The following is a 15,254-nucleotide window of genomic DNA, read 5'->3' on the forward strand; positions in this document are numbered from 1 at the left end:
GATCGGCACGGCCTGCTGGGCGCACCAGGTCGGTGACCCCACGTTCGAGGCACAGGGGCACCGGATGATCGCGGAGGTCCTCGCGGACCTGTCCGGTGGGTGATCAGCGGACCCGCGTGAGCGCCAGCCGGTCGAGGTGATCGGTGGCAGCCGCGGTGTGGCCGGCCACCAGGTCGAGCAGGTCCGCCAGATCGGCACGGTCGTCCTCGCCCATCACCTCGTGGTGCAGCATCAACCCCACCGGGCCTGGGCCGGCAGCGCTCTCGGCGAGCAGCTCGCCACGGCCGGCGCGGTCCACGGGCACCTTCGTGCGCTTGGCGTACCAGTCGACCGTGATCGGCAGCTCGACCAGCCCGTCCACCCCGGCCAGGCCCGCCGACAGGTCCCGGGACAGTACCGCGAACCCGAGGTCGCGCAGCACCTCGGCGGTCCACGGCGCGCACCGGTTCCACGGTGGCGTGAACACCGCCGGCAGGTCGCCCATCATCGAGTGCAGCAGGTCGCGGCCGCGGGCGATGTCGTCGGCCTGCTGCTCGGCCGACCGGCTCGGCCCGAACTCACACTTGCGGCCCTCCGGCTCGTGGTTGACGTGGGCGAGGCCGTGCTGGTGGACGGTCAGGTCGTTGCGGCCGCTCTCCCGACGACTCGCGAGCAGGTCCACGGTGTGCGGGCTCATCGCCTCGGGGATGGCCGCCACGTCCAGCGGTACGCCGGACGTGCCGAACACGTCGAGCAGCGCCGCCAGTGCCTCGTCGTCCCAGCCGGCGTCGTCGTCGCGGAAGAAGAACGTCACGGGCCGTTCGGCGGAGTCGAGGACCGCCCGCAGCGGGTCCAGCCAGCCGGTCACCGGACCGGCTCCGCGTCCCGGGCCGGGAGCAGCGAGCGGAGCAGCGCCGGCGTACGGGTGCGACCGTCGAGGGCCAGCGGGACGGACAGCGGCGACCAGTCGAGCGCGGAGCCGACCGCGTCGGCGAGGGTGTCGCCGGACAGCCGGTCCGGGTCGAGCACGCGGAGCGCGCCGAGTCGCTCCAGCCGACCGGCGCGTTCGGCCTGCTCGTCCTCGCGCCCCTCGCCGTACGGCACGACCACCGCCGGCGTCGTGCTTCCGAGGATGTCCATCGTGGTGTTGTAGCCGGCCTGGCTCACCGACACCGCCGAGGCGGCCATCTCGCCGCCGAGGTCGGGGAGGTAGCGCACGACGTCCAGCCCGTCGCTCGCCGCGGCGCGGACCGCGAGCTCGTCGACCACGGGCTCGGGCAGGAACGGTCCGGTGACGATGAGGGTGCGCAGCCCGTGGTCCGCGAGCCACCGGGGCTGCGCGTCGACCGCGGCGCGGAACAGCGGCGCGCCGACCAGGCCACCGCCGGCCGAGACCAGCACCCGCGGTTCGCGGGCGCGCGTCGGGTCGCGGTCGACGGGACCGCGGACGAAGCCCGTGTAGTGCACCGGTGTGCGCAGCGGCACGGTCGGGTGGAAGGTCTCCTCGAGCGTCGCGAACCGGTCGTCCGCATGCACCAGCACCGCGTCGAAGAACTCGTTCGTGATCCGGCTGGCCCGGTCGTCGTGGCCCTGCTGGTCGCGACGGCTGCCGACGAGGATGTCGCGGAGGCTGCAAGCGACCAGCGGCGCGGGGCGGGTGGACCTGGCCAGCTCCAGCAGGGGCATCAGCTCGGTGCGGAACTTCTTGCGACCGAACGGGAACAGCTCGACCAGCAGCACGTCGGGAGCGGTCGCCCGGAACGAGTCCAGGACCATCGACCGGCGAAGGTCCACCGCCTCCTCGACCGTGTAGCGCTCGTCACGGCTGACCAGCGCGTAGTCCGCGTCGAGGCCCAGCGCCGGGAGGTGCACGATGTCGACGCCGTCGGGCTGCGGCAGGTCGGTCGGCCACGGGCCGCCGTTGAGCAGGGTCACGTCGAAGTCCTCGGCCAGCCCGTCGACCAGGTTGACCGAGCGGACCAGGTGTCCCAGCCCGACCGAGTGCTGGCAGTAGAAGAGCAGTCGCGGCCGGGTCATCTCGGGTGCGCCCCCTCGGTCGCCCACTCCAGGGAGGTGCTGAGCACCCGCTCGAGCTCGGCCAGTGTCGCCACGTCCACGCGGCTGACCGCGCGGACGGCGCGCTCGACGAGCAGCGCCGCGGCGGCGAACCAGCGCAGGTCGTCCGCACTCGGCGGCCGCGCGTACGCGGCGAGCAGCGCGTCGGCGGCGGCCGCCGCAGTGTCCGGGTCGATCGGGTCGTGGGGGCGCGGGCACCACAGCCGGGCCAGGGTGCCGCCGAGCTCGGCGCCGGCGGGTCCGGCAGCGGCCTGGTCGAGGTCGACGAGCCCGATGCCGGTGTCGTGGACGAGCACATTCTTGGGGTGCAGGTCGCCGTGCAGGAGCGCGGCCGGCGCCGGGCGGCGCGGGGCGGCCAGGAGTGCGGACACGACGGCTCCGGTGAGGTCGGCGAGGTCGGGCCGCGCCGTCTGCAGGAGTACGCCGGCCGTGGTGAGCCGGTCCGGGTCGAGGCGGGTGAACGGCGGCAGCGCGGCCACCGACCCGCGATGCAGCATCGAGAGCGTCTCGCCGAGCGCCGCCATCGCCGCGGGCACCTCGGCGCGCGGCAGGTGGTGCAGCGCCTGGCCGGGCACGGGGGACAGCAACGACATCCGCAGGTCCGACAGGTAGCCCACCGGCTCCGGCAGGGTCGGCCCACCGGCCGGCGGCAGGCTCCGCCGCACGGCGGCGAGGGTGTCGACGCTGTGCCGACCATCGTCGCCGGCGTGCACCTTGGCGAAGCCGACCGTGACACCGCCGGCGTCGGAGCAGCGCACGGTCGCGGCCTTCTCCGGGGTGTAGGCGACCAGCTCGCTGCGCAGCCACGGCCGGCCGAACACGGCCCGCAGCTCCTCGGGCGGGTCGGTGAGCCGGTCCAGGCCGCGCAGCTTGCGGTCCTGCGGGAACACCCAGAAGACCGTGTTCATGGGCTCGTCGAGGAGCACGGAGTCGTCGGGTGCGCCCTGCCGGGCGGCCTCGTCGCGCGCGAGCAGGAACTTCGCGGGAGCCTTCGCGGCGGTGAACATCCGGGCGCTCACCAGCCGGCTGTCGCCGCGTTCGTCGACGAGCCGGTAGGTGGTGCGCAGGCTCTCGCCGGGGCGGTACCTCGCCCGGACCCGGACGCAGCCGGCGACAGTGCGCGGCTCTCGGTCCAGTCCCTGGAGACGCGCGGCGACGAGCTCCTCGTCGAGCAGGTCGTCACGCCGGGGTAGGGCCGGGTCCCGGGCCAGCCCCGGCGAGGTGCGGAGGGTGGCGGTCACGGTGTCGCCGCCTCGGCGCGCGGGGCCAGCGAGAGCTGCGGGGCATCCGGACGGTCCGGGTGCCAGTGGATCCGGTCGGTCGTCCCGTCGGCGAGCTCGACGACCACGGCGCCCGTTGCCAGGTCTGCCGACCGCAACCGTGGCGAGCGTCCCGCGCGGCGGGGCGTCAGCAGCGTGAGCAGCGTGACTTCATGCGCGCGCTTCGGGGACGCGACGACGACGGGCGCCGGGGACTTGATGCCGTACTCGGTCGAGACCCAGCCGGGTTCGACGGCGACGGGCAGGGACGACCGCGGAGTTCCGGTGAGGTCGAGGTGCACGGTCGGCGTGCTCACCCGGGTGATGCCGCCGGGCAGCCGCTCGACGGTCGGCGCGTCGTCGTACGCCAGGTGCCAGCGCAGTGCGTAGTCGTGCGGCTGCTCGCCGCGGAGCCGGTCGAGGACGAGCCAGTAGTCGCGTGCCACGAAAAGGATCGCCCGCCGGTGCACGGCGTCGTACGACGGGCTTGTCACCTCGCCGTGCAGCAGGTCCGCGCCGTCGAGCGAGCGACGGTCGAGGAGCCGGCAGCTGAGCTTGGGGCCCTTCGGCTTGCCGAGGCGGTAGGGCTGCTGGTCGAGACCGTCGACGGTCACCGTGTTGTGCGCGGCGGTGCCCTTGAACCAGTGTCTCCAGTTCGGCTCGCCCTCGGCGTAGGTGTAGCGACCGGGGTCGACGACCAGGGGGTGCCCGAGGCCGTAGGCCTCGAGCGACAGCGCGTCGTAGTGCCCGTGCCCGCCGTCGCCCAGGGGACCGCAGCCGAACATCAGGAACCGCTCGTCGGCGTACGGCTCGCCGCGCTCGCCCCACCCGCTGCGTTGCACGTGGTATCCGGCCACCGGGAAGTCCGCGCAGCGCTCGGGAGGCGGCGTGCCGGCCCGTCCCCGGGTCGCGACGTAGCGGATCTCGTCGTCGTCGAGCACGTCGGCCGCGAGCGCGAGCAGGTCGAGATAGCTGCCTGAGTCGCTGTCGGACCAGGCCGGGATCTGGCCGTCGGGGCGGTGCAGGTGCAGGCCGAAGCGGCAGGCGGCGCGCAGCCGCTCGTCGTACGCCGGGGGCACCCGGCCGCCGAAGCGGGTCACGTTGACGCGCGCACCGAGGAAGGAGCGCAGCGCGATGAGGTGGTAGTGGGTGGACCGTTCCCGGTGCACCCCGTCCGCCCACACGTCGGTGAGCAGGTTGTCCTGCAGGGCCGTCCAGGCCTGCTCGCCCCGGTCGCCGTCGGGGTCGAGGACGGGCAGGCCGAGGGAGACCACCAGGAGCGCGAACAGCTCGAGCGTGCGGTGGTTGCGCTCGGGGGTCAGCTCCGCGGTGACGTGGTCGAGCTGCGCGGACATGCTGGCGAGCACCCGCTCCTGCACGGCGGGGTCGAGGCCCGGGAAGCCGTCGACGCTGTCGAAGCCCTGCCAGGCGTAGAGCCAGTTCTGCAGCCGGCGGGCAGTGATGTCGCTGGTGTCGACGTCGGGCGCCTGTTGGTCTATCCAGCTCGACACCAGGGCCTGCCAGGCGTCGAGGTAGGCCGGGTCTCCCGTGGCGCCGTACGCGTGCGAGAGGTCCAGCCCGAAGTAGAACTTGCTCCACTCGATGTGCCACTCCTCGTCGTGGGCGAGGCCGCCGGTGCGCCAGTCCGGTGGCATGCCCAGGTCGAGGGTCTCCCCCGCGTACCGGAACCGGCCGGTCACGGCGTCGGCGGCCACCTGCGGGTCGCGGTAGAGGTGCGCGATCGGGGAGTAGACCTGGCGGGGTCGGACCCGCCCGGCGGCGACCGCCCCGGTGTGCGCGGGGACCGGTGAGGCGGATCTCATCGGCGCCGCTCCGGGCCGGTCGGGGCGCCGGTCAGCAGCGCGGCCATCCGGGCGGCCGTCGCCGAGGCGTCGAAGTGGTCGGCGATGGTGCGGCGACCCTCGTCGGCGAGGTGCTGGGCGAGATCGGGGTCCTTGACCAGCCGGTGCAGGGCGTCGGACAGCTCGGCGGGGCGGTCCGGCTCGACGATCAGGCCGTTCTCGCCGTCGTGCACCAGCTCGGTGATGCCGGAGACTCCTGTGGTGACGACCGGCAGGCCGCAGGCCATCGCCTCCATCAGCACGTTCGGGATCCCGTCGCGGTCGCCGTCCGCGAGCACTCGGCAGGGCAGCGCGAACACGCTGGCCCGGGAGTACTGCTCGAACAGGCCGCTCTGGGTCAGCGGACCCAGGAACGAGACCCGGTCCCCCAGGTGGGCCTCGTCGACGCGCGTCCGGACCTCGGCCTCGTGGTCACCGCTCTCCCCGGCGATCACCGCCTCGAAGTCGACACCGCGGCCGCGCAGCAGCGCGCAGGCGTCCACGAAGGTGTCGAGCCCCTTCTTGCGGACCAGCCGGCCGACGGCCAGCAGCCGGACCCGGTCCGGCTCGACGCGGCGTACCCCGTCGGCGACCAGCTTCTCGAAGTCGGCGTTCAGCCCGTGGTAGACGACGTGCACCGGGGTCCGCGAGCCGAGCGCGTGGAGGTGCCGCCGGTTGGCCTCGGTGCAGGTGACCACGAACGATGCGGCGTCCATCTTGCGGCGGAGCAGCCCGGCCGGGTTGAGCTCGTCGGTGTAGATGTCCTTGGCGTGGCCGGTGAACGAGAACGGCAGTCCGGTGATCGTGGCAGCGAGCCAGGCCACGGTGGTCGCCCCGTGAGCGAAGTGGGCGTGCAGCCGGGCCACGTCCCCGGCCGAGTCGATGCGGTCGGCCAGGTCGACCGCCAGCAGCAGCTCCTTGACGTAGATCTTGCGGGGCGGCGCCAGGAGGCCCTTCCGGGCCCGCACTGCCTGCGCCAGCGCCAGGCCGGCGGCACGCAGCAGCCGCAGCGGGTGCCGGCGCGCGGTCCGCAGCAGCGCGGGCCGGAAGGTCGCCAAGTTGTCCGCGAGCCAGCGCGGCGCACCGGCGGCGGACAGCGAGGACGTCTGGTGCAGGTACTCCGGGGCCGTCCGGACCCGGCGTACGACGTCGTGGTGGACGTCCTCGTCGGCCGCCTTCTGGACGAACAGGCGCAGCGGGACGCCGAGCCGCTCGACGCGGTAGATCTCGCTGGCGATGAACACCTCGGAGAGGCGGGGGTAGCCCTTCAGCACGTAGGCCACCCGCCCGGTGGTGCCGGGGATGTCGGGAGCGGCGGGTTCAGGCATCGGCGTGCTCCGGCGTACGTGCGTGCAGGTCGGCGAGGTGCTCGACGAACAGCCGGGTGCAGGTGTCGAGGTCGAAGTGCTGCTCGACGTAGCGGCGGCCGGCCGCGCCCAGGGCGGCCCGCAGCCGCGGGTCGGTCAGCCGGTGCAGGGCGGCTTCGAGCGCCGCGCTGTCTCCCGGAGGTACGACGAGGCCGCCGCGCGCGGCCCGCACCGTGCCACCGAGCGCGGCCACGTCGGAGACGACCAGCGGCCGGCCGGACGCCATCGCCTCGAGCGCGACGTTGGGCAGGCCGTCGCGGTCTCCCGCGCGGTCGACCACCGACGGGACGGCCACGACGTCGGCCCAGGCGTAGTGGCCGGGCAGCTCGGCGTGTGACCGGCGGCCGGCGAGCACGACGTGGCCGGCCACGCCCTTGCGGCGCACGGACTCGGCGAGGGCGGCCTGCTCGGCGCCGGTGCCGATGATCCGCAGCTGCACCGGGACCCGCAGTCGGGCCACGGCGTCGACCAGGGTGGGGAAGCCCTTCTTCTCGACCAGGCGGCCGACGGCCAGCACCCGCAGCGGTCCGCCGCCCGGGGGTCCGGCCTCGGGGCGGAACCTCCGGAGGTTGACGCCGTGTGGCAGCAAGCGCACGGCCGCGCCGGGCACGCGGACGTGCTGCGCGACGTCGGGGTTGCAGGCGACCACGCCAGCGGCGCCGCGGGCCCGGGCGGCCAGCTCGTCGGCGGGCACCTTGCGGGCGTCGAGCGCATGGGTGCTGAAGCTGTAGTCGACGCCGAGCCTGGCCGCGGCGTGCGCAGCCACCTCCGCGGGACGGTGCGCGAAGTAGCCGTGCACGCCGTGCACGCGTTCGTCCCCGAGGTCGGCGACGAGCGCCGCGGCCTGCTGGGTCGCGTCGCCGTCCGGCAGCATCCGGAGCAGCGGACGCAGCTCGTCGACGCCGGGCTGGGGGGTCGCGCCGTCGCCAGGCTTGGTGGCGTAGAGGCGGGTGAGCATCCCGGCCCGTGCCAGGGCGACAAGCTCGCCGACGGCGAACGTCTCCGAGGTCCGCGGGAAGCCGCTCATCACCACCGCGACGCGGGCGGTCATGCGGCCCCCGCCTCCATCGGCTGCCGGGCCTCCACCCAGGCGAGCTCGGCGGCCAGGCCGTCGTCGAGGGACACGACCGGGTTCCAGCCGAGGTCCCGGCGGGCCAGCGACACTTCGGCCGAGGTCCTGACCACGTCGCCCCGTTGCGCGGGCTGCCGGTCCAGGTCGAGGCGGCGCCCGGCGATCCTCTCGAGCGTGGCGATCACCCTCGAGAGGGTCGCCTCCTCACCGCCGCCGACGTTGTAGACGTCGGTGCTGGTGGTCTCCGCGTGTGCGGCGCGGACGGTGGCGTCGACCGCGTCGGTCACGAACGTGAAGTCGCGCGACTGCGACCCGTCGCCGAACTGCGGGAACCTGCCGCCGGTGACGAGGGCGTCGCAGATCCGTCGCATCGCCATGTCGGGACGCTGTCGGGGGCCGTAGACGGTGAAGTACCTCAGGCCGACGGTGGCCAGGCCGTGGCTGCGGTAGACCCGGGCCAGGTCCTCGCAGGCTCGCTTGGTCACGCCGTACGGCGACCGGGGCCGGGTCGGCGTCGAGGGCTCGCGGCACGGATGTGCCTCCGCGTCGCCGTACACCGACGACGACGACGCCCAGACGACGCGGGCGACGCCGGCCGACTCCGCGGCCTCGAACACGCGCTGGGTGGCCACGAGGTTGTTGCTCGCGTAGTAGCCGAAGCTGGCACCGAAGCTGTCCCGGACGCCGGCCTGGGCGGCGAGGTGGAACACGGCCGTCGCGCCGGCGAACGACTCCTCCCAGCCCTCGCGGACCAGGTCCCGTTCGAGCAGGTCGAACCGGGGCTCCCCGGTCAGCTCGGTGAGGTTCGCCAGCTTGTCCGCCCGCGGGTAGTAGTCGGTGAAGCAGTCGATGCCGGTCACCGACCAGCCGTCCGAGAGCAGACGCTCGCAGAGGTGTGAGCCGATGAAGCCGGCGGCGCCGGTCACGACCGCCCGTCGTCGAGGTGTGCTGGTCATGTCCGCTCCACATGTTTGTCGTCGGGGACGCGGGCCGCGAAGAAGGCCGAGTCCGTGCCCGTGAGGTCGAGTCGTTGTTGGGTGCCCGTCAGCCGGGCGAAGGCGGAGTCGTCGGCGAGCAGCTGCGCCGGGGTCCCCTGCTCGAGGACCATCCCGTTCGACATCACCGCGACCTGGTCGGCGCTGCGGGCCAGCGCGGTCGAGTGCGTGATCAGGATCGTGGTGCGGCCCTCGATCAGACGCTGCAGCCCGGCCATCACCTGCTGCTCGCTCTCCGCGTCGAGCCCGGTCGTGGGCTCGTCGAGCACCAGGATCGGCGGGTCGCGGAGCAGCACCCGGGCGATGCCGATGCGCTGTCGCTGGCCGCCGGACAGGCCGAGGCCGCCGGGCCCGAGCATCGTGTCGAAGCCGTCGGGCAGGGAGCGGATGAACTTCAAGGCGTCCGCGGCGCGCGCGACCGCCTCGATCTGCTCGTCGTCGGCGTCGGTGCCGTAGGCGATGTTCTCGCGCACGGTGCCGCTGAACAGGATGGTGTCCTGGAGCAGCACGCCGACCTGGGTGCGCACCCAGCGCAGCGGCCACTCGCGGGCGTCCCGGCCGTCCACGCTGACCGTGCCCTGGCTCGGGTCGTAGAAGCGGGCGACCAGGGCGCCGACCGTGGACTTGCCGGCGCCGGACTCACCGACGAGGGCCAGGCGGGACCCGCTCGGGATGTGCAGCGTCACACCGTTCAGGGCCGGCCGGGTCTCGATGTAGCGGAAGTGCACGTCGTCGAGGTCGATCGTCCCCGCGGCCCGGTGGTCGGGCATCGGACCGTCGCTGCCGTCGACGAGGACCATGTCCGAGGACAGGATCTCGGCGATCCGCTCGAGCCGGGCGAGTGCACGGGCGGCCCGGCTGGCCTGCTTGGCGATGTCCTTCAGCGGCTTGTAGAGCTTGTTGGTGTAGGCCACCACGACGACGAGGTCGCCGGGGGTGATCCGGCCGTCGGCGACCGAGAGCACCCCGAGCGCGAGCACGAGCGCGGTGGCCACGGCGCCGAGGATGTCGACCCAGGCCCCGAACCGGGCCTCGACCCGGGAGCTCTGCACGCCGACCGCGAGCCGCTCGGCGCTGCGCTGCTGCACCCGGTCGTGCTCGAATCGCTCGGTGCCGAACGCCTTGATCACCTGCATCGCGGAGAGGGCCTCGGTCGCCAGCGAGGCGATCTCACCCTCCTTGGCCCGTTGGCTGCGGGCCATCTGCCGGATGCGCTTCTGGTAGTGCATGGTCGTCACGAACAGGGCCGGCGTGACGAGGAAGGCGACGAACGCGAGCAGCGGGTCGAGCCAGAACGTCACGGCGAACATCCCGATCAGCACCATCGACGCCGACGCGAGCGTCCCGAGGGTCTGGGCGAACAGGTCGCCGACCGCGTTCACGTCGCCGGTGACCCGGGCGACCAGGTCGCCGGTGTGCCGGCTGGAGTGGAACATCAGCGACAGCCGCTGCAGGTGCTCGTAGGTGGCGGTCCGCAGGTCGTGGACGATCTGCTCCCCGGACCGGTTCAGCCAGAACTCGGAGAAGAACGCGGCCGCGGCGTTCACGGCGGCGATCCCGAGCACCAGCGCGGCCAGTCCCAGCAACAGTGAGATGTCCCCGCTGTCGAGCTCGAAGCGCGTGCCGCGGTCGGTGACCAGCGAGTCGATCGCGATCTTCAACGGCCACGGGGCCGCAAGCTGCGCGGCGGTGAGCGCGACGGTCGACGCCGCTGCGCCGGTGAGCGCCGGCCAGTGCCGGCGGGCGTGGTCCCAGAGCAGCCGCAGCGCGGGGCTCCGCGGGGGCGCCGGGGTGGCCGCTGTCCGGGTCATCGGTGGCTCCGAGCCGGGCCGCACAACCAGTGCGCGAGGAGCACCACGAGACGTCGCGCGTGGCGGGCCGGGGAGACGCGAGTGCTGATCACCGAGCCCCCTCTCATGGCGACGGTCGAGCCGGCCCGGGCGTTCGGAGCCGGTCTGCGTGCTCGTCACAGAGAGCCCCGGGTGCTGTCGTGGTGGCTCGGCTTTCATCATGCGGCGGTGCTCGTCGCAGCAGCCATTGGACGAAGGTGCTAGCACTGTCGGAACCGGGTGGAACCGGGCGAGACTGGCCGGCATGGACGTCGTCTCCGAAGCTGCGACCGCCGCCGGCCGCGCGCCGTACCGGCACCGCCTCGAGCTGCTGGCGGCCGGAGCCGTCGAGCCCCATCTCGACGCGTGGGCGGTGCAGCGCGGCCTCGATGTGGCCGGACCGTGGCGCCGGACCTATGGGAAGCTTCGGCCGAAGCGTTCGCCGTGGGCGCTGCTGGTGTACGACGCACCGGGTGTGCCGACCGTGCAGGTCCGGCTGCTCGAGGCGGATGACGACCGCGCGGTGGCAGCCGCGGACGCCGGCGACCTCGGCCGTGTCGAGGTGGTGGCCTGCGCGGACGACTCGGCCCTGCCCGGACTGCAGGAGGTGCTGTCGTCGCTGGACAGCCCCCGGGTCGCGCGCTACCACCCCGGGGACCGGTGCACGGTGCGCGGTGGCACCGACGCCGGGGCGCGCTTCGTCAAGGTGTTCTCCGACGAGGCCGACGACCAGGTGGAGGCGGCCGAACGGTGGCAGGCGTCGGTGTCGGGCGTGCTCTCGTTCGCGGTCGCCGAGCCGCACGGCTGGGTCGAGCGCACCCGGTCGAGCTGGTACGGCGTGGTGCCGGGCGCGCCGCTCGAGCCGTTGCTGGCCGGCCCCGAGGGTGAGCGCCTGTCGCGTCGGGTGGGCACGTCGCTCGGCGAGCTCGCCGTCTCGGGGCTGCTGCCGAGCCGGGTCGACGACTCCGCACGCCAGCTGGCCCGGACGCGGCGACAGCTCGGCCGCGGGGCCGACGCCGTGCCGGCCCTGACCGACGACTTCATGCGCGCGCTCGAGGTCCTCATGAGCGCGCATGAACGCCTCGGTCCCGCGAGCCTCGTCCCGATCCACGGGGCGGCACACCTGGGGCAGTGGCTCGTCGACGACGCCGGCCGGCTGGGCCTCATCGACTTCGACCGGTTCGCGATGGGGGAGCCGGAGTTCGACCTGGCGACGTTCGTCGTCGAGCTGCTCGCCACGTCGGGCGCGCGTGCCTCGGGTGCCGCGCTGCGCGACGCGGTCCTCGACGGGTTCCGCTCGGTCGCCGGTGAGCCCGATCCGGCACGGCTGGAGCTCTACCTCGTGCACAAGGGTCTCGGCCGCGCCGCGCGGGCGGCCGCCGGGCTCGCCCCTGACGGCGAGGAGCGGGCCCGTCGCCAGCTTGGCGAGCTCGCCCCGTCGTTGGCCGCCCTGCGGTGACGCTCGCGTGAGAGCCGTGCGTGGTCGGCGACACAATGGCCGCCATGCGTGCTGAGGACCAGGACCGGGTCGGTGTGGTCGTGCTCGACGACTACCAGGACGTCGCGCTGTCGGTGGCGAACTGGTCACCCTTGCGTGCCCGGGCGGACATCACCGTGCTGCACGAGCACCTCGGGGGTGAGGACGCGGTGGTCGACCGGCTCTCCGGGTTCACCGTCGCGGTGGCGATGCGGGAGCGGACGCCGTTCCCGCGCAGCGTGCTCGAGCGGCTTCCGAACCTGCGTCTCCTGGTCACGACCGGGATGCGCAACGCGGCGATCGACCTGGAGGCCGCGCGCGACCTCGGCGTCACGGTGTGCGGCACCGGCGGCGGGGCGTACGAAGCGGCCGAGCACACCTGGGCCCTGTTGATGGCAGCCGCCCGCCGGCTCGACGTCGAGATCCAGAACGTCCGCGAGGGTGGCTGGATGACCACGCTCGGCACCGCGCTGCAGGGCCGGACCCTCGGCATCGTCGGGCTGGGCCGCCTCGGTGCCCGGGTGGCGGAGTACGCCCGCGCCTTCGGCATGGACGTCGTGGCGTGGAGCCACAACCTGACCGACGAGCGCTGCGCCGAGGTCGGTGTGCGGAGGGCCGCGTCCCTCGACGACCTGCTCGTGGAGTCGGACTTCGTGTCGTTGCACCTGGTGCTGGGTGACCGGTCGCGCGGCCTGGTGGGCCGGCGCGAGTTCGGCCTGATGAAGCCGACCGCCTGGCTCGTCAACACCAGCCGCGGGCCGATCTGCGACGAGGAGGCCCTGCTAGACGCGGTGCGTGACGGTGTCATCGCCGGCGACGCCCTCGATGTCTTCGCGCAGGAGCCACTGCCTGCCGACCACCCGCTGCGGACCACGCCGAACGTGATCGCCACTCCCCACATCGGCTACGTCACCGAGCAGGCCTACGCGCAGCGGTACACCGAGGCGGTCGAGGACGTCGTCGGCTGGCTCGATGGTTCGCCGTTGGGGGTGCTCACCTGAGCGCTACGCCGATCGCGCGTCCGGGTCGTCGCCGGGTGGCGGCCGTAGCAGTCGCGCCAGCACCGGCACCAGCAGCAGCGACCCGAACAGCCGCAGCACCTGCAGCGTGAACACCAGACCGGTGTCGGCTCCCGTGGAGATCGCCACCGCGACCACGGCGTACAGCCCGCCGGGAGTGGTGGCGAGGTAGGCGTCGAGCTGGTCGATGTCGGTGAGCCGGGCCATCAGGTAGCCGATGCCGGCACAGGTGAGGATCGTGCCGGCGACCTGGACCAGGGCGAGGGGCATCAACCGGGCGATGATGCGCAGCGTCGCGGGGGTGAACTTGAGGCCGACCTGTGCCCCGATGGCGAGGTAGCCGGCGTTGAGCAGCGGATCGGGGACCACGGGGTCGGCGAACCAACCGGTGGCGACCAGTACCGAGGCGACCAGCATCGGGACCAGCACGGCGGCGCCGGGGAAGTCGAGGAACCGCAGCACCGCGAAGCCCAGTGCGAGGGTGACCGCGGTGAACAGATAGGCGCCCCACGTCGTACCGACCGCCGCCGGGCCGCCGCCGGACGCGCTCGCCGCCGGGTCGAACAGCTTCGCGACGACCGGCATCGTGAAGAGCACGACGAGCACGCGCAGGTACTGGATGGTTGCGACCACGGGCTCGTCGGCGCCGACGTCGCGCGCGGTGGCGACCACCCCCGAGGCGCCACCGGCGATGGACGCGAAGCTCGCCGTCACGGCCGAGACGCCCGGTTGGTAGCGGAGCACCTGCCCCCAGGCGAGGCTGGTGGCCAGCGTGCCGACGAGGGCGAACCCGATCACCCAGCCGTGCCGGGCCAGGTCCCCGAGCAGGTCCACGGTGACGAGCGTTCCTACGGAGGCGCCGATCATGACCTGGCCGAACGTGCCCGCCGCCGCGGGGATGTCCGGAGCCGTCGCGAACGCGGCCACCAGGAGACCGCCGAGGAGCGCGCCGATCAGGAACGGTGCCGGCGCCCCGACCAGGTACAGCACCGCCGTTGCCGCCGCGACCAGGCCCAGCAGGAGCATCCAGCGCTTCAGCACCCGGCCCACCCTAGGGCGACGATCGATCCCGACCGGGAGACCGCGTGGTGGTGAGACGGTTCGGGGGGCGTGCGGGGGCCAATTACCACGGTCCCGTGGTAATCCACCCCTTCCCGCGGGGAGTTCACCACGGGGAGCGGGAGATCCCCTGGGGAGCTAAGGACAAGCCCCAACCGGAACGGGACAGGTTGCTTTACAACCGTGGGGCCGCGGGGTGACAATCGCGAGACCAGAGTGGACATCGGGGGTGCGACGACGACGAGACGTCTCTCGAGCTCGCACCCGGGTTCCGAGGGCGCCGCTCCCGACCGTTCCTCCCGTCGCCTCCCACTACGGGGAGGTGTGCCATGGACGACGCCGAGCGCGAGGGGCTCGACCTGCGGGCGCAGGAGATCGAGCTGCAGAGGACCCGCCTGGTCTTCGAGATGGATGTCGAGCGGCAGCGGACGGAGGCGACGCGGACCCAGGCGGTCGCCGCCTCCCGGCAGGCAGGTACGGCGATCGTGGCCATTCTGGTCACTCTCGTGATCAGCATGTGGGCCCAGGTCACGGCGGCCTCGACGGCCGAACGCACGCTCACCACTCAGGTCTTGCTGGCGAACAAGCAGCTTCAGCACGACAGTGAGCAGTTCCTCCAGCGGGAGCGGCGCAGCGCCTACCGCGAGCTGGTGCGCCAGGCGCGGACCACGCGCGTGGCCCTGCGAGACGTGCAGCTGTTCGTCGTCCAGGAAGGTCGGCTTCCCGACGGCTTCGACCGGGCCGACGTGGTCGCGCACTACGAGTCCGCACAGGCGGCGGCCGCCGACGCCCGACTCGTCGGCACAGAGGAGACGAGTGCGCTGGCCGAACGCGTGGGCCAGCTGTGCTGGGAGGTGAGAGGGCTGGCCGTTGACCTCGTGAGGGACCCGGACTCGGCCCACGACCAGGCCTGGGACGCCACGGTCCGACAGCTCGGCGACCTCACCCGCGAGTTCCTCAAGCTGGGCCAGCGGCAGCTGCTGCACGGCACCGAGGAGGTACCGGTCAGCGGCTAGCTCAGCCCACCAGCAACCGGATCGCGACGGCGTACCCGAAGACGACGACGAGGATTCGGAACACCGTCGGGTGCAGCCGACGACCGAGATGGGCACCGAGCCAGCCGCCGACGAGCGACCCCAACGCGATCAGGCCGATGATCACCCAGTCGAGCGGGGCCGCGAAGACGAACACGACGGTCGCGGCGATGTTGGCGGACAGGATCGCGAGGTTCTTCAGCGCGTTGATCGACTGCAGCGGGATGTCGAGCCCGAGCGCCAGGAA

The 15,254-nt window shown here is 73.3% G+C and carries 13 protein-coding genes; 3 read left to right on the forward strand and 10 right to left on the reverse strand.

What is annotated here, in order from left to right:
- Positions 1 to 103 precede the first annotated feature (103 nt).
- From VFH10_RS01990 to VFH10_RS02025, 8 genes are read right to left on the reverse strand one after another with little or no spacing between them, the layout of a single operon-like run.
- Positions 104 to 847: a polysaccharide deacetylase family protein gene (locus VFH10_RS01990; protein WP_325125406.1), complete on the reverse strand. Its 744-nt coding sequence runs from the start codon at positions 845 to 847 to the stop codon at positions 104 to 106.
- On the reverse strand, positions 844 to 2,016 hold the full coding sequence (locus tag VFH10_RS01995; protein ID WP_325125407.1) for a glycosyltransferase family protein: 1,173 nt from the start codon (positions 2,014 to 2,016) through the stop codon (positions 844 to 846). Before VFH10_RS01995 ends, VFH10_RS01990 begins: the two co-directional genes overlap by 4 nt.
- Entirely contained in the window at positions 2,013 to 3,296 is a 1,284-nt protein-coding gene (locus VFH10_RS02000) for an aminoglycoside phosphotransferase family protein (RefSeq protein WP_325125409.1), read from the reverse strand. The genes VFH10_RS01995 and VFH10_RS02000 overlap by 4 nt, the downstream gene beginning before the upstream one ends.
- Complete coding sequence (locus VFH10_RS02005; RefSeq protein ID WP_325125411.1) at positions 3,293 to 5,137, reverse strand: alginate lyase family protein; 1,845 nt, start codon at positions 5,135 to 5,137, stop codon at positions 3,293 to 3,295. The genes VFH10_RS02000 and VFH10_RS02005 overlap by 4 nt, the downstream gene beginning before the upstream one ends.
- Positions 5,134 to 6,483 (reverse strand): glycosyltransferase family 4 protein, encoded by a 1,350-nt coding sequence (locus tag VFH10_RS02010; protein ID WP_325125413.1) that lies wholly within the window; start codon positions 6,481 to 6,483, stop codon positions 5,134 to 5,136. The genes VFH10_RS02005 and VFH10_RS02010 overlap by 4 nt, the downstream gene beginning before the upstream one ends.
- Positions 6,476 to 7,573 (reverse strand): glycosyltransferase family 4 protein, encoded by a 1,098-nt coding sequence (locus VFH10_RS02015; RefSeq protein WP_325125415.1) that lies wholly within the window; start codon positions 7,571 to 7,573, stop codon positions 6,476 to 6,478. The genes VFH10_RS02010 and VFH10_RS02015 overlap by 8 nt, the downstream gene beginning before the upstream one ends.
- Entirely contained in the window at positions 7,570 to 8,550 is a 981-nt protein-coding gene (locus tag VFH10_RS02020) for an NAD-dependent epimerase/dehydratase family protein (protein WP_325125417.1), read from the reverse strand. Before VFH10_RS02020 ends, VFH10_RS02015 begins: the two co-directional genes overlap by 4 nt.
- Positions 8,547 to 10,400 carry an ABC transporter ATP-binding protein gene (locus VFH10_RS02025; RefSeq protein ID WP_325125419.1) on the reverse strand — a complete coding sequence of 618 codons (1,854 nt, stop codon included), beginning with the start codon at positions 10,398 to 10,400 and terminating at the stop codon, positions 8,547 to 8,549. The genes VFH10_RS02020 and VFH10_RS02025 overlap by 4 nt, the downstream gene beginning before the upstream one ends.
- Positions 10,401 to 10,683: 283 nt before the next feature.
- Between VFH10_RS02025 and VFH10_RS02030 the strand changes: the two genes are divergently transcribed.
- Positions 10,684 to 11,877 carry an aminoglycoside phosphotransferase family protein gene (locus VFH10_RS02030; RefSeq protein ID WP_325125421.1) on the forward strand — a complete coding sequence of 398 codons (1,194 nt, stop codon included), beginning with the start codon at positions 10,684 to 10,686 and terminating at the stop codon, positions 11,875 to 11,877.
- Between the two features lie 44 nt (positions 11,878 to 11,921).
- The gene (locus VFH10_RS02035) at positions 11,922 to 12,896 is read left to right on the forward strand and encodes a D-2-hydroxyacid dehydrogenase family protein (protein WP_325125423.1); all 975 of its coding nucleotides are present in this window, start codon (positions 11,922 to 11,924) and stop codon (positions 12,894 to 12,896) included.
- A gap of 3 nt (positions 12,897 to 12,899) precedes the next feature.
- Here the strand turns inward: VFH10_RS02035 and VFH10_RS02040 are convergent, their stop codons facing one another.
- Positions 12,900 to 13,955: an AbrB family transcriptional regulator gene (locus VFH10_RS02040; protein ID WP_325125425.1), complete on the reverse strand. Its 1,056-nt coding sequence runs from the start codon at positions 13,953 to 13,955 to the stop codon at positions 12,900 to 12,902.
- Between the two features lie 347 nt (positions 13,956 to 14,302).
- Between VFH10_RS02040 and VFH10_RS02045 the strand changes: the two genes are divergently transcribed.
- Positions 14,303 to 14,989 (forward strand): hypothetical protein, encoded by a 687-nt coding sequence (locus VFH10_RS02045; RefSeq protein ID WP_325125426.1) that lies wholly within the window; start codon positions 14,303 to 14,305, stop codon positions 14,987 to 14,989.
- A gap of 1 nt (position 14,990) precedes the next feature.
- Here VFH10_RS02045 and VFH10_RS02050 read toward each other — a convergent pair.
- The coding region (locus VFH10_RS02050) for a sulfite exporter TauE/SafE family protein (protein ID WP_325125429.1) at positions 14,991 to 15,254 on the reverse strand (264 nt) is incomplete at its 5' end.

It is taken from the genome of Nocardioides sp., from assembly GCF_035697785.1.
In the GTDB taxonomy this organism is placed as follows: Bacteria; Actinomycetota; Actinomycetes; order Propionibacteriales; family Nocardioidaceae; genus Nocardioides_B.

Excerpts from the sequence above, each read along its gene's own strand:
- VFH10_RS02045 (WP_325125426.1), top strand. The coding sequence starts at position 14,303 with ATGGACGACGCCGAGCGCGAGGGGCTCGACCTGCGGGCGCAGGAGATC.
- VFH10_RS02020 (WP_325125417.1), bottom strand. The coding sequence starts at position 8,550 with ATGACCAGCACACCTCGACGACGGGCGGTCGTGACCGGCGCCGCCGGC.
- VFH10_RS01995 (WP_325125407.1), bottom strand. The coding sequence starts at position 2,016 with ATGACCCGGCCGCGACTGCTCTTCTACTGCCAGCACTCGGTCGGGCTG.
- VFH10_RS02035 (WP_325125423.1), top strand. The coding sequence starts at position 11,922 with ATGCGTGCTGAGGACCAGGACCGGGTCGGTGTGGTCGTGCTCGACGAC.
- VFH10_RS02005 (WP_325125411.1), bottom strand. The coding sequence starts at position 5,137 with ATGAGATCCGCCTCACCGGTCCCCGCGCACACCGGGGCGGTCGCCGCC.
- VFH10_RS02030 (WP_325125421.1), top strand. The coding sequence starts at position 10,684 with ATGGACGTCGTCTCCGAAGCTGCGACCGCCGCCGGCCGCGCGCCGTAC.
- VFH10_RS02010 (WP_325125413.1), bottom strand. The coding sequence starts at position 6,483 with ATGCCTGAACCCGCCGCTCCCGACATCCCCGGCACCACCGGGCGGGTG.
- VFH10_RS02025 (WP_325125419.1), bottom strand. The coding sequence starts at position 10,400 with ATGACCCGGACAGCGGCCACCCCGGCGCCCCCGCGGAGCCCCGCGCTG.
- VFH10_RS02015 (WP_325125415.1), bottom strand. The coding sequence starts at position 7,573 with ATGACCGCCCGCGTCGCGGTGGTGATGAGCGGCTTCCCGCGGACCTCG.